The sequence below is a fragment of the Actinoallomurus acanthiterrae genome (assembly GCF_054775715.1).
Genome location: NZ_BAAHCO010000001.1, coordinates 5,395,141 through 5,411,138, shown reverse-complemented (window position 1 = coordinate 5,411,138; position 15,998 = coordinate 5,395,141). Strand labels below are relative to the sequence as shown.

Here is a 15,998-nt window from a genome sequence, read left to right as displayed (position 1 = left end):
TGCGCCAGGCGTTCACTCCCATATCACCGCAGCCGACATGCAGAGAGGGGCGCGAATGCCGAGCTCAGCCGACCTGGTGTTGAAGGGAGGCCGGATCTTCGCCGGAGGCGGGTCCCGGCCGGCGGCCGTCGCGGTCACCGGCGGCCGCGTCCAGGCCGTCACGGCTGACGCCGAGGGTCACATCGGCGGGAACACCGAGGTCGTGGACCTGGAGGGCGGTCTGCTGGTGCCGGGTTTCCAGGACGCTCACAACCATGCGGCGTTCGCGGGCGTGCAGCTGCTGCGCTGCGACCTGTCCGGTGAAGCCGACGCCGCCGGCTACCTGCGGAAGGTCGCCGCCTACGCGGCCGACCACCGTGAGGCGGCCTGGATCCAGGGCGGCGGCTGGTCGATGGACGCCTTCCCCGGCGGAGTCCCGACGCGGCAGATGCTCGACGAGATCGTCCCGGACCGCCCGGTGATGCTCACCAACCGCGACGGTCACGGCGCCTGGGTCAACACCGAGGCCTTGCGACGGGCCGGGATCGACCGCGACACCCCCGACCCCGGCGACGGCCGGATCGAGCGCGAGCCCGACGGCACCCCGGCCGGCGTCCTCCAGGAGGGAGCCATGGGCTTGGTCTCCGTCCCCGCCACCACTCGGAAGGAGGCTCGACTCGGCCTGCTGGCGGCACAGCGCTACCTGTTCTCGCTCGGCGTCACTGCCTGGCAGGACGCCAATATCGGCACCTATCCCGGCAACTCAGATAATTTCGACACATATCAGGCAGCCGCCGAGTCCGGCGAGCTTCGGGCGCGGGTGGTCGGCGCGCTGTGGTGGGACCGCGAACGCGGCCTGGAACAGATCCCCGAGCTCCTGGAACGCCGTCACGCCGCCCGCGGGGGACGGTTCCGAGCCACCACCGTCAAGATCATGCTTGATGGGATCGCCGAGAACTTCACCGCGAGCCTGCTGGAGCCCTACCTGGACGCGTGCGGCTGCCCCACCACCAACGAGGGGTTGAGCTTCATCGAGCCCGGGCTTCTGGAGGAGGCCGTCACCCGCCTGGACGCGGAAGGTTTCCAGATCCACTTCCACGCGCTCGGTGACCGCGCCGTACGCCAGGCCCTGGACGGGCTGGCCGCCGCGCGCGACGTCAACGGCCCGGGCGACAACCGCCACCATCTGGCCCACCTCCAACTCGTCCACCCCGACGACCTGCGCCGCTTCGCCGAGGTCGGCGCCGCCGCGAACATCCAGGCGCTGTGGGCCGCCCACGAGCCGCAGATGGACGAGCTCACGATCCCCTTCCTGGGTCCGGGCCGATCCCGGCTCCAGTACCCTTTCGGGGACCTCGCGCGGGCGGGAGCCCGTCTGGTGGCCGGCAGCGACTGGTCGGTGAGCAGTCCCGATCCGCTGGCGGCCATCCACGTCGCGGTCAACCGCGCCCAGTACGGCCATGACCAGAAGCCGTTCTATCCCGAGCAGTCACTGACCCTCGCCCAGGCGATGACCGCCTACACCGAGGGCAGTGCCTGGATCAACCACCTCGACGCGGTCACCGGCACCGTGGAGGCCGGCAAGTACGCCGACCTGGCCGTCCTGGACCGCGACCCGTTCGCCGGACCCCCTGAGGAGATCGGCGCAGCCCGTGTCCGCCGTACTTACGTCGAAGGTCGTCTCGTTCACAGTGAGGACCCGCAGTGAAGCACCATCTCAAGACCGCGGCGGTACTCGCCTTGGCCGCGCTGACCGCCGCCTGCAGCGGCACCGCCCGCTCCAACGGCAAGACGACCACCTACCGGCTGACCGACACGACCGCCACGCCCCGCGGTGACCTGGGCTCCTTCACCTGGTCGAGCTACGCCGAGCCGACCTCCATCGACTACGCCCAGTCCTTCGACTACCCGCCCAACCAGATCCTGGCCAACGTGTGCGAGAGCCTGCTGCGCTGGAAACCCGACCTGAGCTACGGGCCCGCCCTGGCCAGTGGCTACCGGAACCCGACCCCGACCACCTGGGTGTACGACCTCCGGCCGGGCGTGCGCTTCCACGACGGCACCAGGCTCACCGCCGACGACGTGGTCGCCTCCCTGCGCCGCAACCTCGACCCGCAGGTGGCCAGCGTCTGGGCCACCCCGTTCCGCAACGTCAGATCGATCACCAAGACCGGCCCGCTCCAGGTCACCGTCACCCTGAAGAAGCCCGACTCCACCTTCAACCAGTACATGGCCACCGCCCCCGGCACGATCGAGTCCGCGGCGACGCTCGCCAAGGACGGCAAGCGGTACGGAAGCCCGCAGACCGGGGTGAACTGCACCGGTCCGTTCAGCTTCGGGTCCTGGACGCCCGGCCAGTCGATCGTCCTCAAGCGGTTCGACGGCTACTGGGACCCGGCGCTGAAGGCCCACTCCGGGCAGGTGAAGTTCGTCTTCATCCCCGACCCGACGGCCCGCGTCAACGCCTTCCAGAGCGGCGAGGTCGACGGCGGATGGATGCTGCCGCCCGCCTCGTACAACCAGTTGAAGAAGGGCCTGTACTTCGGCCGGTCCACCACCGTCGCCGACGAGGTGGTCTCCAACCTGCACGGCCCGCTCGGCGACCCGCGGGTGCGCCAGGCGCTGCTCATGGCCACCGACCGCAAGGGCCTCATCGGCTCGGGCGCGGGCGGGGTCGGCGACGTGGCGAACTCCCTCGTCACCCCCAACAACTGGAACAACGCACCCGCGTCCATCCGCGGCCAGGTCTCCACGCCCTCTCCGACGTACCCGTACGACGTCGCCAAGGCCCGCGCCCTCGCCAAGCAGGCAGGCGTGCACGGTCAGCAGGTGGTGATCGCCACCAGCCCGCTGGACACCCAGACCACCATCGCCACCCAGGCCATCGCCCAGGCCGCCACCGCGATCGGCCTCAAGCCGAAGATCGAGACCATCTCCACCGACAAGTACACGGCGCTGTTCACCGATCCCGCCGCGCGCAAGGGCATCGACCTGTTCGTGACCTTCTGGTACACCTCCATCACCGACCCGCTCGACATGTACGTCTCGCTGCAGACCGGTTCGTACAGCAACTACGGCAGCTGGTCGAACGCCGCCTACGACCAGGCGATCGACCAGGCCGTCGCCGCCTCCGACCCCACCGCCAAGGCGGAGGCGACCGCCCGGGCGCAGCGGATCGCGCTGCAGCAGCTCCCCTGGCTGCCGCTGTACTCCGAGCCGGTCAGCCTCTACCTCGGACCGAAGATCACCGGCGTGGCCCCCTCGATCGACTACCTCTACTACCCCTGGGCCGCGACGATCGGAGCCAAGTGATCCGCCGGCTCGCCGGGATGGCCGCGACCTTGCTGGTCACGTCCTTCCTGGTCTTCTCCTCCCTCTACCTCGCGCCGGGTGACCCGATCGCGTTCCTGGTGCGCGGACGCAGCCCCGGTCCCGCACAGCTCGCGGCGCTCCGCGCCGAGTACCACCTGAACCGGCCCTTCCCGGTCCGCTACTTCGACTGGCTGGCCGGGGTGCTGCACGGCGACTTCGGCCGGTCCTACCTGTTCAACGAGAGCGTCGCCGCGGTGATCTGGTCGCGGCTGCCCGCCACCCTGCTGCTGATCGGCGTCTCGACCGTACTGATCCTGGGCGTCGGGGTCGGCGCGGGCGTGATCGGCGCGCTGCGGCGGGGCCGCCTGGTGGTCGTACTGGTCACCGTCGGCGCCGCGATCCCGTCATTCACCGCCGCGATCGTGCTCCGCTCGGTGTTCGGCGTACGGCTCGGCTGGTTCCCGACCGTCGGCAACGGATCCGGAGCGCTGGACCGGCTCCACCACGTGATCCTGCCGTCGGTCGCGCTGGCCATCACCTTCATGGCACTGGTCACCCGGGTGACCCGCTCGACGATGCTGGACGAACTGGGGCGTGAACACGTCGAGGTCGTCCGCAGCCGTGGCCTGCCCGAGGCGACCGTCATCCGGCGGCACGTGCTGCGCAACGCGCTCGGCCCGATCGTCACCGTCTCCGGCCTGCTGGTCTCCGGTCTCCTGGTCTCCACGACGATCGTGGAGACCGCCTTCGGCATGTCGGGGATCGGATCGCTGCTGGTCCAGTCCGTGGAGAAGATGGACTTCCCCGTCGTCCAGGCCATCGTGCTGCTGGTGGTCGCCGCCTTCGTGGTCGTCAACACGCTCGTGGACCTGCTGTACCCGCTCATCGACCCCCGGGTGCGTGCACGATGATGACCCGCCTCTGCCTCGTCGTGCTCGGCCTGTTCGCACTCGGCGCGGCCCTCGCTCCATGGATCGTTCCCTACGACCCCACCATCGGCGACCTCGGCGAGACCTTCGCCGGGATCAGCCCGACGCACTGGCTCGGCACCGACCAGGGCGGCCACGACACCCTGTCGATGCTGCTCGAGGGCAGCCGGACCAGCCTGGTCGCACCGCTGCTCGTGGTCGTCCTCTCCACCGTCGGAGGCACCGCGATCGGGCTGGCGGCCGCCTGGCGCGGCGGCCGGCTCGACACCATGGCCGGCCGCGCGCTGGACGTGGTGTTCGCCTTCCCCGCGCTGCTGCTGGCGATCCTGGCGGTCGCGCTGTTCGGCAAGGGACTGTCGGCGCCGGTGATGGCCATGGTCGTCGCCTATCTGCCCTACACCGCCCGGCTGGTCCGCGCGCTCGCCGCGCAGGAGAAGGTACGGCCCTACATCGCCGCCTACCAGGTCCAGGGGCACTCCGCTCCCTACATCGCCGTCACCCGGCTCCTGCCCACCATCACGCCGACCATCCTGGCCCAGTCCACGGTCAACTTCGGCTACGCCCTGCTCGACCTGGCCGCCCTGTCCTTCCTCGGCCTCGGCGTGCAGCCGCCGGACCCCGACTGGGGAGCGATGATCAACCAAGGGCAGGCCGCGGTCCTCGAAGGCCACCCGCTGTCGGCGATTCTGCCCGCCCTCACCGTGGTCGTCGTCGTGGTCGCCGTCAACATCGTCGGAGACCACCTCGGCGACCGGCTCGCCCTCCGGGAGCCCCGATGACATCACTGCTGGACATTGACGACCTGACCGTCGCCCTCCCGTCGACGGCCCGCCCGATCCTGGACGCGGTGAACCTGACCGTCGAAGCGGGCGAGGCCGTCGCCCTGGTCGGCGAGTCGGGCTCGGGCAAGTCGGTGACCGCCCGTTCGGCCCTCGGCCTCTTCCCGTCCGGCGCTTCGCGCTCCGGCGCGGTACGCGTCGACGGCACCGATCTGGCGACCGCGTCACCCGCCGAGATCCAGGCGGTACGGTCCGGCATCGCGTCGATGGTCTTCCAGGACCCCCGGGCCGGGATCAACCCGGTCCTGCGCATCGGGGACTTTCTCACCGAACCGCTGCGCCGGGTCCACGGCGCCCGCCGCGCCGAGGCCGACGCTCGCGCGCTCGAGTTGCTGACCGCCGTCGGGCTGCCCGACCCCGCCCGCATCCTGCGTCAGTACCCCCACCAGCTGTCCGGCGGCATGCTGCAGCGCATCATGATCGCCTACGCGCTGACGACCGGCCCCAGGCTGCTCCTGTGCGACGAACCCACCACCGCGCTCGACGTCAGCACGCAGGCCGAGATCATGGCCATCCTCGAGCGGCTCCGCCGCGAGCGGAATCTGGGGCTGCTCCTCATCACCCACGACCTGGAGCTGGCCACGGCGGTCTGCGACCGGGTGTACGTGATGTACGCGGGACGCATCGCCGAGTCCGCGCCGTCCACCACGCTGCTCGCCGCACCACGCCACCCGTACACCATCGGCCTGCTCGGATCCGCGCCGCCCTTGACCGGGCCCCGGGACCGGCTCCGCCCCGTCCCCGGTACGCCGCTGAGCCTGCGGGAGGCCGCGCCGGGCTGTGCCTTCTTCGCCCGGTGCGCGTTCGCCCAGTCCGGCCGCTGCGACACCGCACCCCCACTGCTGGAACACCACGGCGACGGTGACGTCGCCTGCCACCGCGCCGAGGAAATCCCATGACCCCGCTGCTGGAGGCCACCGGCCTGCGCAAGACCTTCGGACCCGTCGTGGCCGTCGACGACCTCTCCTTCACCCTGCACACCGGAGGGTCCCTCGGCCTCGTCGGCGAGTCCGGCTCCGGCAAGACCACCACCGCCCGGATGCTCGTCGGGCTCGAACATCCCGACGAGGGCCGCATCCTCATCGAAGGCCGGCCGATCACCCGCGCGGCCCGGGGACGCGACGCCCGCCTCGCCCGGGCCAAGTCCGTTCAGATCGTCTTCCAGGACCCGTACCTCTCCCTCGACGGACGGGTCCGCATCGGCCGCATGCTCGACGATGTCCTCCGTCTCCACGGCCACCCCGACCGGCCCGCGCGGATCAGCGAACTACTGGACCAGGTCGGCCTGGGCGACCGCGAGGCCGACGCGCTCCCACGGCAGCTGTCGGGCGGACAACGGCAACGCGCCGCCATCGCCCGGGCGCTCGCCGTCGAACCCAAGATCATCATCCTCGACGAAGCCGTCTCCGCGCTCGACGTCTCCGTCCAGGCCCAGATCCTCAACCTGCTCGCCGACATCCGCGCCACCGCCGACATCGGCATCATCTTCGTCAGCCATGACCTCGCCGTCATCCGCTACCTCTGCGACGAGGCCATCGTCATGCACCGCGGCAAGGCCGTCGAACACCAATCCACCGACGGCCTCCTCACCGCACCGAAGCACCCCTACACCCGCCTGCTCCTGGGCTCCATCCCCCACCGAGGCTGGGACCCCGACCAGATCTCCCGCCAACGACGAGCCCTTACCGACCCCGACAGTCCCCGCAGGTGACGGCATGGATCCCGTACGAGCGCTCAGCGACGCACAGCCCACCCCGTACTGGCTCGACGACCCCACCCGGCCGGCGGCTCGGCCGGCCCTGGTCGGTGACACCACGTGCGACCTGCTGGTCGTCGGCGGCGGCTACAGCGGGCTGTGGACGGCGCTGATCGCCAAGGAACGCGACCCGTCTCTCGACGTGGTCCTCCTCGAGGGGCAGGAGGTCGGATGGGCGGCCTCGGGACGTAACGGCGGCTTCTGTGAGGCCAGCCTCACGCACGGCTTCGAGAACGGACTGGCCCGCTGGCCCGGCGAGCTCGCCGAGCTGGACCGTCAGGGCCGGGCCAACCTTCAGGCGATCGAGAGCACGATCGAGCGCTACGGCATCGACTGCGAGTGGGAACGCACCGGGTCGATCAGCGTCGCCACGCGGCCCCACCAGCTCGCCGGGCTTCGCGAGAGCGCGCGGGCCGCGGTCGAGTACGGGCTCGAGCTGACCCTCCTGGACGCCGACGCGCTGCGCTCACGCGTCGACTCGCCCACGTTCCTCGGCGGTCTCCTGGACCGGAACGGCACCGCCATGGTCCACCCGGCCAAGCTCGCCTGGGGCCTCAAGGCGGCGTGCGTCTCTCAGGGGGTCCGGATCTTCGAGCGCACCCGCGCCCTCGGACTGACCGCGTACGGCTCCGGCATCGCCGTCCGGACCCCGTACGGCGAGGTCCGGGCCCGTAAGGCCGCGCTCGCCACCAACGCCTTTCCCTCGCTTCTTCGGCGGGTGCGCCCCTACATCGTTCCGGTGTACGACTACGTGCTGATGACCGAGCCGTTGCCCGACAGGCTGCTCGCCACGATCGGCTGGCGCGGCCGGGAGGGACTCAGCGACAGCGCCAACAAGTTCCACTACTTCCGGCTCACCGCCGACAACCGCGTTCTCTGGGGCGGCTACGACGCCGTCTACCACTACGGCAGCCGGCTGGCCGCCGAACTCGACCAGCGGCCCGCCACCTTCCGCACCCTGGCGCGCAACTTCTTCCGTACCTTCCCGCAGCTCGAGGACGTGCGGTTCACCCACGCGTGGGGCGGGGCGATCGACACCTGCAGCCGGTTCTGCGCGTTCTTCGACACCGCCTACCAGGGCCGGGTGGCCTATGCGGCCGGTTTCACCGGCCTCGGCGTCGGCGCCACCCGGTTCGGGGCGGAGGTCATGCTCGACCTGCTCGCGGGCGGGTCCACCGAGCGGACGGCGCTGACGATGGTACGGAGCAAGCCGTTGCCCTTCCCACCGGAACCTCTGCGGTGGGCCGCCATCGAGGTCACCACCCGGTCACTCGACCGCGCCGACCGCCACGGCGGACGCCGCAACCTCTGGCTGCGCGCACTCGACCGGTTCGGCCTCGGCTTCGACTCCTGACCGCGGGCGGGGCCCCGCCGAAGCCGGACCGGCCGTCGTCGCCTCGGTCATGGCGGGGCGCTCGCCGGGGGCGGCGCGTGGTTCAGCGCACGCCCCAGGCGTAGGTCTGCTTGCGCAGCTTGAGATAGACGAAGGTCTCGGTACCGACCACCCCGTCGATACCGCGGATGTTCTTGGTCACCAGCGCGAGAAGACGCTCGTCGCTCTCGCAGACGACCTCCGCGATGAGGTCGAAGGAGCCCGCGGTGATGACGACGTAATCGACCTCGTCCATCGCGGCGAGTGCGTCGGCGACGGGCTCCGGGTCGCCGCCCGTCTTGATCCCGATCATGGCCTGCCGGGTGAAGCCGACCTCCTTCGGGTCGGTCACCGCCACGATCTGGATGACGCCGCTGCTGACGAGCCGTTGAACCCGCTGCCGGACGGCGGCCTCCGACAGTCCGACGACCTTGCCGATCGCACCGTACGGACGGCGACCGTCCTGCTGCAGCTGCTCGATGATCGCCTTGGAGACCTCGTCCAGTTCGCCGCCGCGTTCGTTCGATGCCGACTGGGCTGACATGGGGGAATCCTAGTGTCGGGAGACCCGCGTCGGGCGTGCTCGTGCCGGTGGACGCGACGCGGCGGACGCGACGCGGCGGCTGCGGCTCCGCTCAGAGGCGCTTCCACGCCTCGGTCAGGGTCGCGCGCAGGATCTGCTCCATCTCGTCGAAATGCGTCTGATCGCAGATCAGCGGCGGCGAGAGTTGCACGACCGGGTCTCCACGGTCATCGGCCCGGCAGTACAGACCGGCGTCGAAGAGCGCGTGGGAGAGGAAGCCGCGGAGCAGGCGTTCGCTCTCATCGTCGTCGAAGCTCTCCCGCGTGGCCTTGTCCTTGACCAGTTCGATGCCGTAGAAGTAGCCGTCTCCGCGCACGTCGCCGACGATGGGCAGGTCCAGCAGCTTCTCGAGAGTGGCCCGGAAGGCCGACTCGTGCGAGCGGACGTGCTCGTAGACGCCGTCGCGTTCGATGAGATCGAGGTTGGCCAGCGCGACGGCCGTCGACACGGGGTGCCCGCCGAAGGTGTAGCCGTGCGCGAACATGGTGTCCTCGCGCAGGAACGGCTCGGCCAGCCGGTCGCTGGCGATCATCGCGCCGAGCGGCGCGTAGCCCGAGGTGATGCCCTTGGCGCAGGTGATGATGTCGGGCTGGTACCCGTAGCGTTCGGCGCCGAAGGTGTGACCGAGCCTGCCGAAGGCGCAGATCACCTCATCGGAGACGAACAAGACGTCGTGCTCGTCGCAGATCTGCCGGACCCGTTCGAAGTATCCGGGCGGTGGCGGGAAGCAACCGCCTGCGTTCTGCACCGGCTCCAGGAACACCGCCGCCACGGTGTCGGGCCCCTCGTGCTCGATCGCGACGCCGATCTGATCGGCGGCCCACCGGCCGAACGCCTCCGGGTCGTCGCCGAAGAGGGGCGCCCGGTAGATGTTGGTGTTGGGGACACGGAACGTGCTCGGGACCAGCGGCTCGAAGGGTGCCTTCAGAGCCGGCAGCCCGGTGATCGACAAGGCCCCCTGCGTGGTGCCGTGGTAGGCGACCGCACGGCTGATGACCTTGTGCTTCGTCGGCTTGCCCACCAGCTTGAAGTACTGCTTGGCGAGCTTCCAGGCCGACTCCACCGCCTCGCCTCCCCCTGAGGTGAAGAAGACCCGGTTGAGGTCGCCGGGGGCGAGACCGGCGAGGCGCTCCGCCAGCTCGATCGCGTTCGGGTGCGCGTAGGACCAGAGCGGGAAGAACGCCAGCTCGGCCGCCTGCTTGGCGGCGGCCTCGGCGAGCTCGGCACGGCCGTGACCGACCTGGTTCGTGAACAGGCCGGCGAGCGCGTCGAGGTAACGCTTGCCGCTCGCGTCATAGACATAGGCGCCTTCACCGCGCACGATCACGGGCACCGGCGACCCGGGCCCGTACTCGCCCATCTTGCTGAAGTGCAGCCACAGATGGTCTCGCGCCGCCCGCTGCGACTGTTCGGCGGCGGTCTGATGCAGCGTCATGGTCACCCCTTCTTCGTCTCACGCAGGTAGCAGCAGTGTGCACACGAAACACGGTTTCGGTCAACGATATTCGTTGTACGCTAACGCGATCTCAACTAGATTCGTCGCCATTGGCCATGACAACAGAGGAGAAGGTCCGTTGCCTGTTCAGACTCGCCGCCTGCGAAACTTCGTCAACGGCACCTACGTCGACGCGGCCGAAGGCCGTACGACCGGGCTCATCAACCCCGCCACGGGCGAGGTGTTCGCCGAAGCGGCGCTGTCGGGGCGCGCCGACGTCGACGCCGCGTTCGCCGCCGCGGCCGCCGCCTTCGAGAACGGCTGGCGCGACACCACGCCGGCGGAGCGGCAGATCGCGCTGAACAAACTCGCCGACGCCATCGAGGGTCGCGCGGACGAACTCGTGGCCGCAGAGGTGGAGAACTGCGGCAAGCCCGTTCAGGCGACCATGAGTGAGGAGATCTTCCAGGTACTGGACGCGCTCCGCTTCTTCGCCGGCGCCGCCCGCAACCTCGAAGGCAGAGCCGCGGGAGAGTACCTGGCGGACCACACGTCCTGGATCCGCCGCGAGCCGATCGGGCCGGTCGGCCAGATCACCCCGTGGAACTACCCCATGGCGATGGCGGCGTGGAAGATCGGACCGGCGCTGGCCGCGGGCAACACCATCGTGCTCAAACCGTCCGACACCACTCCGGTGTCGACGCTGATGATCGCCGAGATCGCCGCCGAGTTCCTGCCCCCCGGCGTGTTCAACGTGATCACCGGAGACCGCGGCACCGGCCGCACGCTCGTCGAGCACCCGACCCCGCGCTTGATCTCGCTCACCGGCTCCACGCGGGCGGGCATCGAGGTCGCCCGGGCCGGCTCGCAGGACCTGAAACGGCTCCACCTCGAACTCGGAGGCAAGGCCCCGGTCATCGTCTTCGACGACGCCGACATCGACAAGGCGGCCGAAGGCATCGCCGGCGCGGCGACTTCAACGCCGGGCAGGACTGCACCGCGGCGACCCGCGTGCTCGCCGCACCCGCCGTTCACAAAGAACTGGCGGCGGCGCTCGCCGAGAAGGCCGCGGCGACCGTCACGGCAGGTCCGGACGACCCGGCCGCCTACTACGGCCCGCTCAACAACGCGGGCCAACTGGCCAGGGTCAACGGATTCCTCGACCGCGCCCCCGACCACGCGCAGATCCTGGCGGGAGGCTCCCGCGTCGGCGACACCGGCTACTTCTTCGCCCCGACCGTCATCTCCGGGCTCCGGCAGGGCGACGAACTCGTGACCGACGAGATCTTCGGACCTGTCATCACCGTGCAACGCTTCGACGACGAGGACACCGCCATCGCGTGGGCCAACGCCGTCGAATACGGGCTGGCCTCAAGCGTGTGGACCCGTGACCACGCGCGAGCGCTGAGGGTGTCGCGACGGCTCGACTTCGGCTGCGTGTGGATCAACACCCATATTCCGCTCATCGCCGAAATGCCACACGGCGGCTTCAAACACTCCGGGTACGGCAAGGATCTGTCGGCCTACAGCTTCGAGGAGTACACCCGCGTCAAGCACGTCATGAGTCATCTAGGCTGATCGCGCGAGTCGCCGGGGGCGTGTCCGGTTTGCATATGCCGGCGATACGTCGTGCTGCTTAGGCTTCGGGTATGCGCGTGTTGATCGTGGAGGACGAGCCCTACCTGGCCGAAGCCGTCCGTGACGGTCTCCGGCTGGAGGCGATCGCCGCCGACATCGCCGGCGATGGCAACACCGCCCTGGAACTGCTCGGCATCAACTCCTACGACCTCGCGGTCCTCGACCGCGACATCCCCGGCCCCTCCGGCGACGAGATCGCCCGGCGAATCGTCGCCTCCGGCAGCGGCATCCCGATCCTCATGCTCACCGCCGCCGACCGGATCGACGACAAGGCTTCGGGGTTCGAGCTCGGCGCCGATGACTACCTCACCAAACCGTTCGACCTTCGGGAGCTCGTCCTGCGGCTGAGGGCGCTCGACCGCAGACGCGCGCACGCCCGGCCCCCGGTCCGCGAGATCGCGGGCCTGCGGCTGGACCCCTTCCGCAGGGAGGTCTTCCGCGACGGACATTACATCGCGCTCACCCGCAAGCAGTTCGCCGTGCTCGAAGTCCTCGTCGCCGCCGAAGGCGGTGTCGTCAGCGCCGAAGAGCTCCTGGAGCGGGCCTGGGACGCCAACGCCGACCCCTTCACCAACGCCGTCCGCATCACCGTCTCCGCCCTGCGCAAACGACTCGGCGAACCACGGCTCATCGCCACGGTGCCCGGCGTCGGCTACCGAATAGACCCCGGCATGGACCCCACCCACCCGGGCGGCACTCATGAATAGACGCTCAGGGCTCAGCGCCCGACTGAGACTCACCCTCAGCTACGCCGGATTCCTCCTGCTCGCCGGCACTCTCCTGCTGGCCGTGATGTGGGTGTTCGTGCTGCGCTGGCTGCCCAATGTCGACCCCGGAGCCATCCAGAGGAGGTTCGGCGGTGTGATCATCACCGGGCCCAAGCGCTCCGATCTCCTGCGCGGCTTCGCCCCCGCCGCGGCCACCGCGATGGCCTTCCTCCTGGTGTTCGGGCTCCTGGGAGGATGGATCCTCGCCGGCCGGATGCTCGCGCCACTCACCCGGATCGCAGACGCGGCACGGATGACCGCGAACGGATCACTGTCCCACCGGATTCGGCTACAGGGCCGCAGAGATGAGTTCCGCGAACTCGCCGACGTGTTCGACACCATGCTCGAACAACTCGAATCCCACATCGCCGAACAGCAGAGGTTCGCCGCGAACGCCTCCCACGAACTGCGCACCCCGCTGGCGATCTCCCAGACACTCCTCGACGCCGCCCGCGACGACCCCGCGCGGGACCAGGGCGAACTCATCGAACGCCTCCACACCGTCAACACGCGGGCGATCGACCTCACCGAAGCCCTCCTGCTGCTCAGCCGCGCCGACCGCAAGAGCTTCACCCGCGAGCCCGTCGACCTGTCCCTCATCGCCGAAGAGGCCACCGAAACACTGCTTCCCTACGCCGAGAAGCGCCAGATCACGCTCGACGTCACCGGCGAGACAACACAGACCGCCGGCTCCGCGGCGCTCCTCCTGCGACTGGTGACGAACCTCGTCCAGAACGCCATCGTCCACAACCTCCCCGCCGGCGGCACCGTGACGGTCCACACCGAGTCGCGGCACGACGCGAGCGTGCTCCGGGTCGAGAACACCGGCCATCCGGTCCCACCGGAACTGGTACCGACCCTCATCGAACCCTTCCAGCGCGGAACAGAACGCACACGCACCGACGAGCACGCCGGCGTCGGCCTCGGACTGGCCATCGTGCACAGCATCGTCCGAGCACACGACGGAACCCTCGACCTCACGCCCCGTCCCACCGGCGGCCTCCTCGTCACGATTCGACTTCCCGCCACGCCGCAGGCATCGTCGGGCGCGGCCCCGGGCCGGATGTTCGCGCGGGCGATCAGCCGTTGAGGGAGTCCCAGCGGTCACGGAGGGCTTGTTCGCCGTCCTCGGTCAGCTCGCCCCAGAGCCGTAGCCGCCCGACGCCGCCCGTCAGCGCACTTCGCGGAACGATCTCCACCCAGTCGACGGCCATCAGCTCCTCGACGGACGGGTAGCCCTCCGCGGCGCAGGCCTCGACCGACGCGTGCGCGGGGAAGTTGCCTTTGAACCAGGCAGTGTCGATGACGACGCCTCGGATGACCCCGGGCAGCCCGAGCCGAACGAGCGTCCAGTCGTGCCCACGGTCGTCGACCTCGAGCCCGAGCGCGGAGGGTCGGGATTCGGGGGCGTCGATGACAGAGGCGACGCGAAACTGCACGGAGGGTGACAGATCCGCCCCTCGAGCACGCTACGACTTTCATATGCCGGAAGGACAGCACCCCCGAACGGCCCCGATCGAGCGGTATAGTGAAGAAGATTTCCGCATTATGAAAAGGTCATCCCCGCTGGAGGCTTCGGATGGCGCCCAGGAACGGCGAGCCGGTCAGGTCCGGCAGCGTGCAGTCCGTCGAACGCGTCTTTCAGCTGCTCGAACACATGGCCGACGCCGGCGGTGAGGTCACGCTGAGCCAGCTGTCCGAAAGTTCAGGCCTGCCGCTGCCCACGATCCACCGCTTGAGCCGGACCCTGGTCAACCTCGGCTATGTGCGCCAGGGAACGTCGCGGCGTTACGCACTCGGGCCACGGCTGATCCGGCTCGGCGAGACGTCCAGCAGGCTGCTCGGCACCTGGGCGCGACCGTACCTCGCGCATCTGGTCGATGACATAGGCGAGACGGCGAACATGGCGATGCTCGACGGCGACGAGGTCGTCTATGTGGCGCAGGCGCCGTCGAAGCACTCGATGCGGATGTTCACCGAGGTCGGACGGCGCGTGCTGCCACACTGCACCGCGGTCGGCAAGGCGCTGCTGGCCCAACTGCCCGAGGACCAGGTCACCGACCGGCTGATGCGCACGGGCATGCCGGCGCACACTGAGCACACGATCACCAAGCCCGTTGTACTCCTGCGTCAGCTACGGCAAATTCGCGAGCTGGGCTACGCCGTGGACAACAACGAGCAGGAGATCGGCGTGCGCTGCATCGCGGTCCCGGTACCCGGCGGGCCGACAATGACCGCGATCTCGATCTCCGGCCCGTCCGTGCGGGTCACTGAGGCGCGTTACAGCGAGATCGTCCCGGTGCTCAAGGCGATCGCTGAGGAGCTGTCGGCCGTCCTCACCGTCACCAAGCCGAGCGCCTGATCCGTGAGGGTGCTCCACGCGCGGGTAACGCAGGGGTGCGCAGTTACTTGACTGATCAGCGGCCGTGCCGTGTCATTCGCGATCTTGAAGGACAAAGTCGTAGTGCGCGTGCAGGTAGGGCTCGTCGAGTCGGCCGCCATCGGGTGTCGGCCCGGCCTCGCGCTCGACGAAGGGCACGATGAGCGCGTCCTTGACGCCGAACACGACGTCGGAGTCCAAGTAGGGGGCGCCCTCCTGGAACAGATGGGAGATCAGCTTCGCGTAGCCGGGTTCGTCGATCAGGAAGTGCACGTGGGCCGGCCGGAAATGGCTGATCTCGGTCTTGTCGATCAGCGCGCCGACCGGCCCGTCCATGGGAATCGAGTATCCCAGCGGCGCGATGGTGCGGACACAGTAGGCACCGTCGTCGTCCGCCTGGTATTTCGCCCGCAGTCGCGCCTCGTCGATGTCGGCTAGCTGCGCTTCGTACATGCCGTCGGCATCGGCCTGCCAGACGTCCAGGACCGCGCCCCGGACGGGATTACCGTCGAGGTCGGTCACCCTGCCGGTGACGAACAACGGCCGCCCTGGTGCACCGTCGGACATGTCATGACCGAACGGCACGGTCGGTGAGCCGTCGATGTGGAAGGGCCCCACGACGGTGGCCGGGGTCGCACGCTCGGCGAACCTGTTGTTCATCTGGACGACCAGCGTGCTGAGTCCGATGACGTCCGAGGCGAGGATGAACTCCTGACGTTTGTCGTCGCTGATCGCTCCGCATGCGGTGAGCCACTCCATGGCGGCCATCCACTCGCTCTCGCTGAGTCGCACGTCCCGGGCGAACGCGTGCACATGCCGCACCAGAGAGGTGATGACCTCCGCGAGGCGCGGCGAATCCGCGGTTCCCCACCGTTTCACCGCCAGCTCGGTGAGGTTGTTCTCGTCGACGAAGGCCATCGCACTGATCCTTTCGCGGAGATCGACCCGCCCACGTCCGCCACCGCGCGGACCTGCGTTCATTCTTTCGGCGACGTTGCCACGGCCGCC

The 15,998-nt window shown here is 69.5% G+C and carries 14 protein-coding genes and 1 pseudogene; 11 read left to right on the top strand and 4 right to left on the bottom strand.

Translation table 11 applies throughout. The features are described from left to right. Positions 1-55: 55 nt before the first annotated feature. Genes ACYVF7_RS25690 through ACYVF7_RS25660 form a run of 7 tightly spaced genes read left to right on the top strand, consistent with a single transcriptional unit; the run spans position 56 to position 8,169 of the window. The gene (locus ACYVF7_RS25690; protein ID WP_460345621.1) at positions 56-1,687 is read left to right on the top strand and encodes an amidohydrolase; all 1,632 of its coding nucleotides are present in this window, start codon (positions 56-58) and stop codon (positions 1,685-1,687) included. Further along, entirely contained in the window at positions 1,684-3,291 is a 1,608-nt protein-coding gene (locus tag ACYVF7_RS25685) for an ABC transporter substrate-binding protein (RefSeq protein ID WP_460345618.1), read from the top strand. Before ACYVF7_RS25690 ends, ACYVF7_RS25685 begins: the two co-directional genes overlap by 4 nt. Further along, positions 3,288-4,202 (top strand): ABC transporter permease, encoded by a 915-nt coding sequence (locus tag ACYVF7_RS25680; protein ID WP_460345615.1) that lies wholly within the window; start codon positions 3,288-3,290, stop codon positions 4,200-4,202. Before ACYVF7_RS25685 ends, ACYVF7_RS25680 begins: the two co-directional genes overlap by 4 nt. Continuing rightward, entirely contained in the window at positions 4,199-4,999 is an 801-nt protein-coding gene (locus ACYVF7_RS25675; protein WP_460345612.1) for an ABC transporter permease, read from the top strand. The genes ACYVF7_RS25680 and ACYVF7_RS25675 overlap by 4 nt, the downstream gene beginning before the upstream one ends. Then, positions 4,996-5,958 carry an ABC transporter ATP-binding protein gene (locus tag ACYVF7_RS25670; protein ID WP_460345609.1) on the top strand — a complete coding sequence of 321 codons (963 nt, stop codon included), beginning with the start codon at positions 4,996-4,998 and terminating at the stop codon, positions 5,956-5,958. The genes ACYVF7_RS25675 and ACYVF7_RS25670 overlap by 4 nt, the downstream gene beginning before the upstream one ends. Further along, positions 5,955-6,770, top strand: coding sequence for an ABC transporter ATP-binding protein (locus tag ACYVF7_RS25665; protein WP_460345606.1), 816 nt, complete (start codon positions 5,955-5,957; stop codon positions 6,768-6,770). Before ACYVF7_RS25670 ends, ACYVF7_RS25665 begins: the two co-directional genes overlap by 4 nt. A 4-nt stretch (positions 6,771-6,774) precedes the next feature. Continuing rightward, entirely contained in the window at positions 6,775-8,169 is a 1,395-nt protein-coding gene (locus ACYVF7_RS25660; protein ID WP_460345603.1) for an NAD(P)/FAD-dependent oxidoreductase, read from the top strand. 82 nt (positions 8,170-8,251) lie between these two features. Here the strand turns inward: ACYVF7_RS25660 and ACYVF7_RS25655 are convergent, their stop codons facing one another. Both ACYVF7_RS25655 and ACYVF7_RS25650 read right to left on the bottom strand, forming a co-directional pair. Next, positions 8,252-8,731, bottom strand: a complete 480-nt coding sequence (locus ACYVF7_RS25655; protein WP_460345600.1) for an Lrp/AsnC family transcriptional regulator — start codon at positions 8,729-8,731, stop codon at positions 8,252-8,254. A 91-nt stretch (positions 8,732-8,822) separates the two neighbouring features. Continuing rightward, positions 8,823-10,205 (bottom strand): aspartate aminotransferase family protein, encoded by a 1,383-nt coding sequence (locus tag ACYVF7_RS25650; protein WP_460345598.1) that lies wholly within the window; start codon positions 10,203-10,205, stop codon positions 8,823-8,825. 139 nt (positions 10,206-10,344) lie between these two features. Here ACYVF7_RS25650 and ACYVF7_RS25645 point away from each other — a divergent pair. The 3 genes and pseudogenes from ACYVF7_RS25645 (at position 10,345) to ACYVF7_RS25635 (ending at position 13,700) form a co-directional block, all read left to right on the top strand. Then, positions 10,345-11,783, top strand: a pseudogene (locus ACYVF7_RS25645) (aminobutyraldehyde dehydrogenase). Between the two features lie 71 nt (positions 11,784-11,854). Beyond that, complete coding sequence (locus ACYVF7_RS25640) at positions 11,855-12,550, top strand: response regulator transcription factor (RefSeq protein ID WP_460345595.1); 696 nt, start codon at positions 11,855-11,857, stop codon at positions 12,548-12,550. After that, entirely contained in the window at positions 12,543-13,700 is a 1,158-nt protein-coding gene (locus tag ACYVF7_RS25635) for a sensor histidine kinase (protein ID WP_460345593.1), read from the top strand. The genes ACYVF7_RS25640 and ACYVF7_RS25635 overlap by 8 nt, the downstream gene beginning before the upstream one ends. On the opposite strand, the gene ACYVF7_RS25630 is transcribed toward ACYVF7_RS25635, so the two are convergent. Further along, entirely contained in the window at positions 13,690-14,049 is a 360-nt protein-coding gene (locus ACYVF7_RS25630) for a hypothetical protein (protein ID WP_460345590.1), read from the bottom strand. The genes ACYVF7_RS25635 and ACYVF7_RS25630 overlap by 11 nt on opposite strands. Before the next feature lie 140 nt (positions 14,050-14,189). On the opposite strand from ACYVF7_RS25630, the gene ACYVF7_RS25625 reads away from it, so the two are divergent. After that, positions 14,190-14,972 (top strand): IclR family transcriptional regulator, encoded by a 783-nt coding sequence (locus ACYVF7_RS25625; RefSeq protein ID WP_460345588.1) that lies wholly within the window; start codon positions 14,190-14,192, stop codon positions 14,970-14,972. Positions 14,973-15,044: 72 nt separating this feature from the next. Here ACYVF7_RS25625 and ACYVF7_RS25620 read toward each other — a convergent pair whose 3' ends face one another. Beyond that, positions 15,045-15,908 (bottom strand): dioxygenase family protein, encoded by an 864-nt coding sequence (locus ACYVF7_RS25620; protein WP_460345585.1) that lies wholly within the window; start codon positions 15,906-15,908, stop codon positions 15,045-15,047. Between the last annotated feature and the right edge of the window lie 90 nt (positions 15,909-15,998).

Bases quoted from the DNA above. Each gene is read 5' to 3' on its own strand.
- ACYVF7_RS25655 (WP_460345600.1), bottom strand. From the start codon at position 8,731: ATGTCAGCCCAGTCGGCATCGAACGAACGCGGCGGCGAACTGGACGAG.
- ACYVF7_RS25675 (WP_460345612.1), top strand. From the start codon at position 4,199: ATGATGACCCGCCTCTGCCTCGTCGTGCTCGGCCTGTTCGCACTCGGC.
- ACYVF7_RS25635 (WP_460345593.1), top strand. From the start codon at position 12,543: ATGAATAGACGCTCAGGGCTCAGCGCCCGACTGAGACTCACCCTCAGC.
- ACYVF7_RS25625 (WP_460345588.1), top strand. From the start codon at position 14,190: ATGGCGCCCAGGAACGGCGAGCCGGTCAGGTCCGGCAGCGTGCAGTCC.
- ACYVF7_RS25650 (WP_460345598.1), bottom strand. From the start codon at position 10,205: ATGACGCTGCATCAGACCGCCGCCGAACAGTCGCAGCGGGCGGCGCGA.
- ACYVF7_RS25665 (WP_460345606.1), top strand. From the start codon at position 5,955: ATGACCCCGCTGCTGGAGGCCACCGGCCTGCGCAAGACCTTCGGACCC.
- ACYVF7_RS25640 (WP_460345595.1), top strand. From the start codon at position 11,855: ATGCGCGTGTTGATCGTGGAGGACGAGCCCTACCTGGCCGAAGCCGTC.
- ACYVF7_RS25670 (WP_460345609.1), top strand. From the start codon at position 4,996: ATGACATCACTGCTGGACATTGACGACCTGACCGTCGCCCTCCCGTCG.
- ACYVF7_RS25690 (WP_460345621.1), top strand. From the start codon at position 56: ATGCCGAGCTCAGCCGACCTGGTGTTGAAGGGAGGCCGGATCTTCGCC.
- ACYVF7_RS25620 (WP_460345585.1), bottom strand. From the start codon at position 15,908: ATGGCCTTCGTCGACGAGAACAACCTCACCGAGCTGGCGGTGAAACGG.
- ACYVF7_RS25660 (WP_460345603.1), top strand. From the start codon at position 6,775: ATGGATCCCGTACGAGCGCTCAGCGACGCACAGCCCACCCCGTACTGG.